The sequence below is a fragment of the Streptomyces sp. NPDC101152 genome (assembly GCF_044768275.1).
Taxonomy (GTDB): Bacteria; Actinomycetota; Actinomycetes; order Streptomycetales; family Streptomycetaceae; genus Streptomyces.
Genome location: NZ_JBIWPO010000101.1, coordinates 1 through 10,329 on the forward strand (window position 1 = coordinate 1; position 10,329 = coordinate 10,329).

Below are 10,329 nucleotides of genomic sequence, written 5' to 3' on the forward strand. Positions count from 1 at the left end.
CCACCTGGCAAGTGTGGACGGCAGGTACATCACCGGGGCCTCGATCCACGTGGACGGCGGCTTCACCGCCTGACAGGGAGAGGTCGGGACGAGCAGCTCGGTGAGGACGGTCTGTTCGTCCCCGACCTCGGTGTCAGGAGATGCCCAGGGCTTCGAGGGGCCGGTCGGGGCGACGGCTGTGATGGCGCAGACCTTGGGCGATGTTGGTCCAGCCGTCGAGACGGAGGGTGCCGAGGGCAAGGTTACGCAGGCTGGCCATGGCGCGGGGTGCGGTGCCGATGCGGACGCGGAAGGCATCCTCGTCGAATGTCACGTCGCGGACGTGGTGTTCCTTGTTCTCGATCCACCAGTGCCGTCTCACGCATTCCGCGAGTTGTCCGGCCTGTTCATGGAGGGTGTCCAGGCTGGTGAGGGCGTAGGCGCGGTCGATCGTGGTCTTCCCGTTCCGGACGGTGCGGCGGACGATCTGGAGTGCCTGCACCGCGTGCGGGAAAGGCAGCCGGGTCATCGCGGCGGTCTTCAGCCGGCGGATCTCGTTACGGCCCCGGGAGGTGTCCCGGCTGCGGTGGCCGAGCGGGACGTCCCGCCAGGGCAGTTCCTTGACGAGTTGGTGCAGGCGGGGATGGTTCGCCTTCAGCACGGCGATGTAGTGCGCTTTCTTGTCCTCGACGAGGAAGCGGGCCAGATCGGTCTGGGTGAGCAGGGCGTCGAAGGTGATCACATGGTTTTCCAGGTCGAGTGGGGTGATGAGGGGCTTGAACGCGGTGATTTCGTTGGTCTTTGACGCCACTTCGCGCTGGGAGATCCACGGCGACCTGGACCAGTTCCTTCTTCTCTGGCTGATGGTGGGCGCGTTCGCGCAAGTAGGAGCTGATGGCGGTGTCGAGGGCGTCGCCGTCGAGGCGTTGGAGGACGCGGCGGAAGGTGGCCTCGGACGGCGGTCGGCAGGCAAGGCCGGGTTCGGGGTCGAGGACGCGCGCTCCCGTGCACGCGAGCCGGTCGCGCGGCAGATCGGCGGCCCGCTCGGCAATCGCGGTCAGGGAACGAGCCCCGGCCAGGACCGCGCAGGCGGCCAGGGCGAGGACATAGGCCAGCGGGTGACGGCGTCCCCGCCGGATCCTCGGGTCGGGAACCCGCTGGAGGTGCCGGAGCAGGGAGGGTATGTCCGCTTCCGTGACGGTGTCGGCAGAGCCGAGCTGGACCACAGACGCGGGGATCGGTGAAGATGCGGGAGCAGGCACGGCCTTCTCGGTGATCAGGGAACTCGACACTCCGATGATCACTGGAGGCCGTGCCTGCACTGCTTCCGGGGCCGTCCAGGAGCTCCTGGCGAACTATCTGGCATCCAGGGCGAGTTACCCCCAACCCGACGGAACCGTCAGACCACCCTCACCGCGAGAACGACGCCGCCCTGGATTGTCGACGATCACGTATTCCGGCTCTGTCGGCGATCTTGTGATGGGCGCCGGTCATGGGCTGTGCAGGATGCGTCTGCGGAGCAGGTCGAGTTTGGCCCGGCCGAACCCCATGCGCTTGAGGAGCTTGACTCTGCAGACATGGCCATCAAACTGGCCGGAGCTCCATGGGCTGCTGAGCCCGGCAATGACGGCATCGAGGTCGCGGCGTAGGCCGTTGACCAGGGAGTGCAGGGCGGGAAGTTCGTCCTGCGTGACCCGGTCCATCCAGGCTGGGAGCTGATCACCGCGGAGATCATGCATCATGTCGGCGAAGTCGCGGACGTGGCGTGCGACGGCGTCGAGGTGCGGACAGGCGGTTCGGATCTCTTTGAGTTCTGCCGCGTCGGCGTCGGCGAGGTGTCCGGGGTCCGTCATGATCCAGCGCACCACTCGGCGGGGCTTCGGTGCCAGCCTCGGTTCGGGTCGCGGCATCAGAGGATGCTTTGGCCTTGGGCTATGGGGCTTCTTGAAGGGGCGGAAGTAGCGGCGCACGCTCTGGATGTCGCTGGTGAAGCCGTGCTCGCGCAGTTCGCGGTGAAGCTGGGGAATGTCGTGGCAGCCCTCGGTCCACCGCTGGTGCGGGTAGGGCTTGTGCGGGTCCAGGATCGAGGTGCGGTTGACGGTTTTGACCAGGAGTTCGTCCAGGCTCTGGGCGCGGGCGAAGCGACGCACCGTCGAATGGTCGAGTCGCAGCTCGCGGCGTATCGCGGCCAGCGACATCCCCGCAGCCAGCCGTTGTTGCACCGCTTCGTACCGCTGCGTCGTGCGGGCGACCAGCCGCCGCGGTTTCCCCAGGACGTCGAGCGTGCCGTCGGGCGGGTCGAACGGCGCGGTTTCTACTGGTGGCGCTGCGGTGACCAGGGGCTTCACGGACGGCTCCTCGGCGACCGGGGGCATGGCGAACGCGGCCCGGATGCACGGGTGGTGAGAGCCGACCGTCTTCTCCACGGCCTCGGCGAGGTTGCGCCACAGATGCCAGGCGTCCGCGACTTGTTGTGCCTGTGGAGCTCCGGTCCGGGCGCCCTCGGCGTAGGCGCCGGCCCGGTCGCGGCAGATGACCGCCACCTCTGGATGGCCGCGCAGCCAGTCGGCCAGCGGATCGGCGTCCCGGCCGGGAAGGACGTCGAGTGGGCGACGGGCCTCCAGGTCGACCAGGAGGGTGGCGTAGGTATTGCCCTTAAGCAGGGCGAAGTCATCGACACCGAGGACCCGTACGCCTTCGTCAGGCGGGTCGGGTATCGCGCGCAGAAGGGTCAAGAGCGTGTCCTTGGCGACCCGGATCTTCAACGCGGCGGCCAGCCTGGCCCCGGGCCGTCCAGCCAGGAAGAGTGCGATGGAGGTGAGCGCGTCGCGTAGGAGGGGGGTGTACCGGGCGTGCGGGCTGGTCAGACCGGGGATCTGCTCGGCGAACGTCACTGCCGGGCAAGCCGAGTTGAGGCACTTGAACCGGCGCACGGTCAGCTCGATCACAACGGCCGCGCCGCCGAGCGGCGCATCGGACAGTCGGCGGACGTAGCGGCCGTGCACCCTCCACGACGGCATCCGGCACCCCGTACATCTCGCCGGGAACGACGTACACGCGGCACATAACGTGACCGTCTCGGCCGTACGCCTGACCGACTCCACCACCACATCAGCTAAATGCGGTAGCAACCATCCCAAACCCCCTGAACCGCACACCCGTTATATGCCCAGCTCAACCGCACAACATCACAAGATCGTCGACGGAGCCGAATTGCATGACCGCTGACACATTGCTCGCTGCAGTATTCCCCTGGCGGTTATCGTCGGGTCCTCGGCCGGAGAGAGACTTCGCCCAAGGACCGGTACGCAGCCCGACAAGCGGCGGGTGGTGAACTTCCGCGGCGACCGGCGAACCCGGTCGCCGCGGAGGGGGAGCAGGTCAGCAGAGCTCCACCGTCCACACGTGCCACCAGTCACCGGTGGGGTCTTCATCGAAGGCAAAGGTCCAGAAGATGTCGTCCCCGTTGCTGTTGTACATGTTTGCGGCCTGGTTCTTCGTCTGGTTGTTGATCCACGAGCCGCCGTGGTGGAAGGGCATGGAGTACGTCCCGCAGGTGTACCACTGTCGTGTGTCACCGGTGTAGTAGGAACCGCTGTAGGCGCAGAAGTAACCGTTGTACTTGGGAGCGCCATTACAGTGATCGGCGGTCACCTGCTTGGCTGCTTTGGAGGAGAAGTCGCGTGGGTGCGCCTCGCCGGGGATGACGACGCGAAGATTGCCGTCCTTGTAGTCGATCTCGTTAGGCGAGACCTGCTTGCCGCCGGTGGCCTCGAGGTAGTGGTCGACCTTCGACTGGAGGGCCTTTGCCTGCTGGGAGCTCAGTCCCGCTTGCTCGGCCTGAGCGGCAAAGGAGAGCCCAGCCGCTCGGGCCGGTGCGCCGGCCTGCAGGCTTAAGACCAGGGCGAGGACAGCCATAGCGGCCATGAGTAGCAGTCTCGGTTTGGTAGCAACCAGTTTCACAGGTACCTCTCTTGTTCCGTGTCAGGGGGGCGCGAGGCGGCCCTGACGTGATGAAGGGCTGAGGCGGCCGGCGCTTCCCCGTCGACACGCTGTCCGACGCCGGCCACGCACCAGAGTTCTGGGTCGGGACGTTGTTGCGCACCCCCGTTCCATGCCGTGCAACAAATCTCCAAGGCGCGTGAGCACCCGGGGAATTGACCGGAAATCGCAGGTCAGCATGGTTGTAGCAGTTTGACGGCCATGCGTAGGTTGAGGTTCGCCACGTTGTATCGACGGGGAGGCGAGGCGCGGATGGGGCGTCGTGAACGCCAGTTGGATCCGGCTGCGGGTCCGGTTCAGTCGTTCGCTTTCGAGCTGCGCAAGCTGCGTCAGGAAGCCGGTGGTCTGACGTACCGGGCCATGGCACAGCGTGCGGGCTATTCGGTGGCCACGCTGTCACGGGCGGCGTCAGGGGAGCGGTTGCCGTCCCTGGCGGTGGTGCTGGCATATGCGCGAGCGTGCGGTGCGGATGCCGCAGAGTGGGAACAACGCTGGAATGCGGCGGCCCGGGGAGTGGCCGCCGCGCCGCAGTACGGCGACGATACGCAGGCCCCCTATCGTGGGCTGGCACGCTTCGAACCCGCCGACGCTGAGTTGTTCTTCGGCCGGAACGAGTTGGTGGCTCAGCTTGCCGAGCGAGTGCATGCCCACCGTCTGGTCGCTGTCGTCGGTCCGTCCGGGAGCGGCAAATCCTCTCTGCTGCGGGCAGGCCTGATCCCGGTGTTACGGAGTGCGGCAGACACGGACACGCGCCCGGCGACGATCCGCATTCTCACCCCCGGCCCCCGGCCCCTGTCCGCCCTCCCGGCCATGATGAGAGCGAGCGATGAGCGCGGGGACACGGTTGTCGTGGTCGACCAGTTCGAGGAGCTGTTCACCCTCTGTACCGACCCAGCCGAGCGACAGGCCTGCCTGAACCTGCTGCTGACCGCGGCGAACCCGGAGAAGAAGGTGCGGGTTGTGATCGCGGTACGCGCGGACTTCTTCGGCCACTGCGCCGACCACCACGCATGGGCCGCGGCACTGCGCGACGCCACCCTGCTCGTCGGGCCCATGAGCCCCACGGAATTACGTCAGGCGATCGTCAAACCCGCGGCATCCGCTGGTCTGATCGTCGAGCGGGACCTGACCGCACAAATCATGAGGGACGTTACCGAGAAGCCCGGCGGGCTGCCGTTGATGTCCCATGCTCTGCTGGAGACGTGGCGCCGCCGCAGCGGCCGCACCCTGACCCTGGCCGCATACGAGGCGACAGGCGGTGTCCATGGCGCGCTGACCCGTACTGCTGAAGCGCTGTACACCCGTCTCTCCCCGGAGCAGGCCGAGACCGCCCGGCGCCTCCTGCTGCGGCTGATCACCCCGGGTGAAGGTGCCCAGGACACCAGCCGTCCTGCCGACCGCACCGAACTACAGGCGCAGAGCAGCTCCGACCAGGCCGCCCATACCGCCGCGGTGCTGGAATTGCTGGCGCGGGCGCGGCTGGTCACGCTGGACGGCGACACGGTGCACCTGGCTCACGAGGCGCTGATCACGGCTTGGCCCCGGCTTCGAACCTGGATCGACGAGGCTCGCGACCGGCTGCGTGTCCACCGTCAGATCACCGAGGCCGCCCGCGCCTGGCTAGAACTCGACCGGGACTCAGGGGCCTTGTACCGCGGCACCCGCCTCGCCACGGCCAAGGAGCACTTCGCAGAGGACCGTGCGGAGCTGACTGTGGTGGAGTGTGCGTTCCTCGACGCCAGTATCGCCGCCCGCGAGCAGGAGCGCCGGGCCGCGGTCCGCACCGCCCGGCGTTTCCGGGCGCTGCTGGTCACGGTGTCCGCGTTGCTGGTTGCATCGACGGTCGCCGTCGTCGCCTTCCAGCAGCGCTCGCTGGCCCGCGCGGGCCGGGACCGGGCGGTGGCCGAGCAGGTGGTGGCCGAGGCGGGGCAGGTGAACGCTACCGATCCGTCGCTGGCGGCGCGGATGTATGTGGTGGCGCACCGGTTTCGGTCGGAACCGGAGGTTACGGCGGGTCTCCTGGGCACTCAGAACATGGCGTTGTCTTCCGTGCTGTCCGGGCACACGCAGGCGGTGTATGCGGTGGCGTTCTCACCGGACGGGCGGATTCTGGCGACGGGCGCTGGCGACGACACCATCCGGCTGTGGAACCTGGCCGATCCCGCGCACCCCCGCCCGCTCGGCAAACCACTGGCCGGCCACACCGGCTGGGTGTACGGGCTGCAGTTCTCGCCGGACGGTCACACCCTGGCCAGCGCGAGCCGGGATCGTACGGCACGGTTGTGGGATGTCCGCGACCCCCGACACCCGAAGGCCCTCGGCAGGCCGTTGACGGGGCACATCGACTCCGTCTTCTCGGTGTCGTTCAGCGGTGACGGGCGCACGCTGGCAACCGCAGGCCAGGACCGCACCGTACGGCTGTGGGACGTCTCCGATGCCGCGCGCGCCAAGCCGCTGGGCACCCCGATCACCGGGGCAACGGGTCCCGTTGCCTCTGCCGTCTTCAGCCCGGACGGCCGCACCGTCGCGGCCGCCAGCCACGATCATACGATCCGTCTGTGGGATGTCACCGACCGGAGGCATCCGAGGATGTGGGGGCAGCCGCTGGGCGACCCGGACGTTGTCTACACGGTCGCCTGGCGCCGGGACAGCCGGGTGATGGCCAGCGTGGGCAACGACGACAAGGTACGGCTGTGGGACGTCTCCGACCCGGCGCATACCAAGGCACTGGGCAGGCCGTTGACCGGCCACACCAACACCCTGCTCGCAGTGGCGTTCTCACCGGACGGCCGGACACTTGCCACCGCCGGCGCGGACCACACCGTACGGTTGTGGGACGTCTCCGACCTGCGACATCCGGCTTCCCTGGGGCAGCCGCTGATCGGGCACACCGGATTCGTCAACTGGCTGGCGTTCAGCCCTGACGGGCGGTCGCTGGCCAGCGTGAGCGACGACCACACCGTACGGCTATGGCATCTGCCGGGCACTGTTCTAGCCGGCCACCTCGGCAGCGTCACCAGCATCGCCTTCGGCCCGGATGGCCACACCCTGGCCAGCGCGAGCGACGGGGCGGTACGGCTGTGGGACGTCCGCGATCCGGCGCGCGGCAGGCAACTGGGGGAACTACCGGACCAGCACTCCGCAACACGTGTGGTGTTCCATCCGAAGGGCCGCCTGCTGGCCACTGCCGACAGTGACGGCACTGTGCGGTTATGGCGTATCGCCGATCCACGCCGTCCCCGGTGGGCCGGCTCGATCCGCACCGGCGACGCTGGTCAGACCGACGTGCTGGCTTTCACCCCTGACGGGCGCATCCTGATCACCGGCGGCCCCCGGGACCGCCTGCGCCTGTGGAACGTCACCGACCCCGCGCACCCCGCTGCCCTCAGCGATCCGCTGACCGGCCACAGCAGCTTCGTCCAGTGGGCGGGTGTGAGCCCGGACGGCCATACCCTGGCCAGTACCAGTGAGGATGACGATGACAGGGTCCGGCTGTGGGATATCCGTGATGCGGCGCATCCCCGGGCCTTGCCCGACATCCACACCGGCGACACCGGTGGCACCCTGTGGGGTGCCTTCAGCCCCGACGGGCGGCTGCTGGCCACCGCTGGCACGGACCATGACGTGCGGCTGTGGAACGTCTCTTCCCCCGCGCACGCTTCGGCCTTGGGCAATCCCCTGACCGGCCACACCGACCGGGTGACCTGGGCGGGTTTCAGTGCTGACGGCCACACGCTCGCCAGTGCAGGCGACGATCAGACCGTTTTGCTGTGGGATGTGACCGATCCGGCCAGCGCTCCGCTGGGGCAAGGGATTCACCGCCGGACACACAGGCGTGATCGAGACCGCCGCCTACCGCCCGGACGGGCAGCTACTGGCAACAGCGGGACCGGACGGCACGATCGAACTCACCCCTCTTGGACTCGACCAGGCGATCCAGCGGATCTGCAAAACCACCACCGGCCTGCTCACCCCCGAGCAGTGGCCGGACTACATCCCGGCACTCGCCTACGCTCCGCCGTGTCACGGCTGGTAGGGGCAAGCAGAGACTGTGATTGTGGCGCGGTGAATGCGGGTTCCGCCGCTGCGGCGGGTCCTGCACTCACTTGCCTGGCAAGGACGCGTACACCACGCTCACCAGTGCATGCCGAGGGCCTCCAGCGCCTCACGGCGTACGGGGCCCAGTTTGTTGGCCCTGCGCCGGGCGTTAGCGATGAACGACCCCAGCCCGATCTCCTCACCGTCGACCAGTTCGACGTGCTTGCGTCCAGGGCATAGATGGCCTTCGCGGGCGTGGAACTGTCGGGCGGCGGCGAGGTTGGTCTCCCACCGGTCGGCCTGCGACCGCGCCGCCGGCCGCACCGGTCCGGCCTCGTTCGGATCGACGCCGACCGTCTGCAGAAGGAACGTCTGCGCCGGCACCAACCCGTCCCACGCGGCGCGCTGCGCGGCGATCCCTGCCCCGAGGTCCTCGCCCTGGACGACGACGTCTCCGGCCCCGGCCGGGAAGTGGGCCGCCGGCCTTCCTGCGTGCGAGCGTGAGCCGGTACCGCCGCTGCCAGGCAATGTCCCACTCCGGACACCACCCCGGATCGATCTCTACTGGGTTTCAGCTGACCCTCGATAATTCTTAAAGAGATTACGGATGGCCTCGCGGCGTTCCTCATTCATTTGGTCCATAATCTCGACAGCGAGGCGTCCGGAGGTGCTACCAGGAGGGGTTTTTAGAAGATGCCAGAGGATGTGGCTGGCTGGCGCGGATTCCATCTCAGCGAATACGTGGTGGGCCCACAAATGGTCAGGTCGTTTCACCTCAGCTATGAGATGAGCACTCTCACTTGGAGCCAAGTTGGAGAGGAACTTGGCCATTCTCCCTCTATTCGTATTAGACCGGCGCAACGGACCAACCATGTGCTCGAAGACGAATTTCCCGTATGATCCCCATGCGCTAAATATGCATGCTGCTTTGTCTGGATCCATCATGGTGAGAATCTGAGCGGCCCGTTGCTGTGACTGAATTATTTGGTCGGGCTCGGAAAAAGGCAGCAGAACGGTTGCGGCAGTGGTTGCATCGATTTCACTGATAATTTGGGTGGTAATCTGTAGTGGCCAGCATTCGACTACATGGGAGAGTTCCTCTCGGGTCATCCCCCTGCACACCCCGACAACATGGGAGATGTTCATCATTCGAAGGACTTCAGTCCAGCCGGGGAGTTTTTCAAGGACTGCTATGAACTTTTTATGGGATAGATGCTGGACAATCTCCGCTATTCGTCCGGAGTCCATAGAACTGAAGAGATCAATGGATTGTTCAAATGGCATGGCCTCGAGAAGCTGAGCAGCTTGCTGTGCGCTCATTTCTCTCAGAGCTTCCGCCGCACGACGGGCGTCTGTCAATCTGAGCACTTCAATGGCGTGAGAGGCATTCATATTTACGAGAACATCTGCCATTTGACTCTTTGTGACATGCCTGAATGCGGCCGCACACTTGCCCGGGGATGTTAGGTCAAGGATGCTTGCAATCCATTGAGGATGCTCCTCATTCAGGATGCGCACTGATGAAGAAGATCTTGGATCCGCTTTCAACTGCTGCGCTTTCTGGAACAACTGCTGTTCGCTGTTGCCGCGTGTCCGGTCATGCCGCACCTGAATGGGTCGTTTTTTGAAGTCCGGGCGAGCAGCAAGGTACAGGCCTATAATCAACTCTTTCCGCTCCTCGCTTTCTCCCGCATCACTCAAGAGATTGTCGATGAAATTCCTGCTCGGGGCCCGCCCTCCGTCCAAGTAGCGGGAAATCGCGGATACATTAATATGCCGCGTTTTGGCATATGCTCGCATCGATTTTCCCGTCTTTGAAAATGTCTTACGCAGTTCCTCTACGAGTAGGTAGATGTTTTGTGGGAGATCCTTCTTTAGAGGTTTCATCATCTTCTCTCTCGCTCCTCCCATGTTGCCATCTGGTGTTGCCACGTTTTCTGTCAACGCGACTCCTCTACCGCAACGGCTCCTTCGCTGTGCAGGCTGGAATCACATCCAGCCAATCGCTACACGGAGGAGTGAAAAATGAATGCAGCCTCGAGTCGGTCAGATTTGATCGCCTTCATCGCAGTTTTGACTACAGGTGTTACCTTGATCGCATTGGGGGTGACACCGGAAGCCTTGGCCACGGTCTTGGTCAGCTTGTCCAATCTCTACAGGGTGATACACGGCCGCAGCCATATTGATCCGAAACTCAAAGGGTTCTATTCGAGGATGTAGCGGACGTGTCGGCCGCCGAAGTAGCCGCGGACGATGTGCGGCTGGCGTTGACGGCGGTGGAAGAACCTGCGGGTCTCGGCAGCGAGTTGG

The 10,329-nt window shown here is 65.7% G+C and carries 6 protein-coding genes and 2 pseudogenes; 1 reads left to right on the plus strand and 7 read right to left on the minus strand.

Annotated elements, in window-relative coordinates:
• Positions 1–133: 133 nt before the first annotated feature.
• The 4 genes and pseudogenes from ACIRVK_RS44380 to ACIRVK_RS44395 all read right to left on the minus strand — a co-directional run bounded on the left by ACIRVK_RS44380 (position 134) and on the right by ACIRVK_RS44395 (position 3,906).
• On the minus strand, positions 134–790 hold the full coding sequence (locus ACIRVK_RS44380; RefSeq protein ID WP_404257686.1) for an ISAs1 family transposase: 657 nt from the start codon (positions 788–790) through the stop codon (positions 134–136).
• A gap of 133 nt (positions 791–923) precedes the next feature.
• Positions 924–1,301: pseudogene (locus tag ACIRVK_RS44385) on the minus strand (transposase family protein); the annotation flags it as partial.
• A gap of 168 nt (positions 1,302–1,469) precedes the next feature.
• Positions 1,470–3,086 carry an ISL3 family transposase gene (locus ACIRVK_RS44390; RefSeq protein WP_404257688.1) on the minus strand — a complete coding sequence of 539 codons (1,617 nt, stop codon included), beginning with the start codon at positions 3,084–3,086 and terminating at the stop codon, positions 1,470–1,472.
• 274 nt (positions 3,087–3,360) lie between these two features.
• Positions 3,361–3,906 (minus strand): hypothetical protein, encoded by a 546-nt coding sequence (locus tag ACIRVK_RS44395; protein ID WP_404257689.1) that lies wholly within the window; start codon positions 3,904–3,906, stop codon positions 3,361–3,363.
• A 327-nt stretch (positions 3,907–4,233) separates the two neighbouring features.
• Here ACIRVK_RS44395 and ACIRVK_RS44400 point away from each other — a divergent pair, with 327 nt between their 5' ends.
• Positions 4,234–8,259 (plus strand): helix-turn-helix domain-containing protein, encoded by a 4,026-nt coding sequence (locus tag ACIRVK_RS44400; protein ID WP_404257691.1) that lies wholly within the window; start codon positions 4,234–4,236, stop codon positions 8,257–8,259.
• Here ACIRVK_RS44400 and ACIRVK_RS44405 read toward each other — a convergent pair.
• The 3 genes and pseudogenes from ACIRVK_RS44405 to ACIRVK_RS44415 all read right to left on the minus strand — a co-directional run.
• A pseudogene (locus ACIRVK_RS44405) lies at positions 8,185–8,403 on the minus strand (helicase associated domain-containing protein); the annotation flags it as partial. The gene ACIRVK_RS44400 and the pseudogene ACIRVK_RS44405 overlap by 75 nt on opposite strands.
• Positions 8,404–8,580: 177 nt before the next feature.
• Entirely contained in the window at positions 8,581–9,963 is a 1,383-nt protein-coding gene (locus ACIRVK_RS44410) for a magnesium transporter MgtE N-terminal domain-containing protein (RefSeq protein WP_404257693.1), read from the minus strand.
• A 62-nt stretch (positions 9,964–10,025) separates the two neighbouring features.
• Positions 10,026–10,169, minus strand: coding sequence for a hypothetical protein (locus tag ACIRVK_RS44415; protein WP_404257695.1), 144 nt, complete (start codon positions 10,167–10,169; stop codon positions 10,026–10,028).
• Positions 10,170–10,329 lie beyond the last annotated feature (160 nt).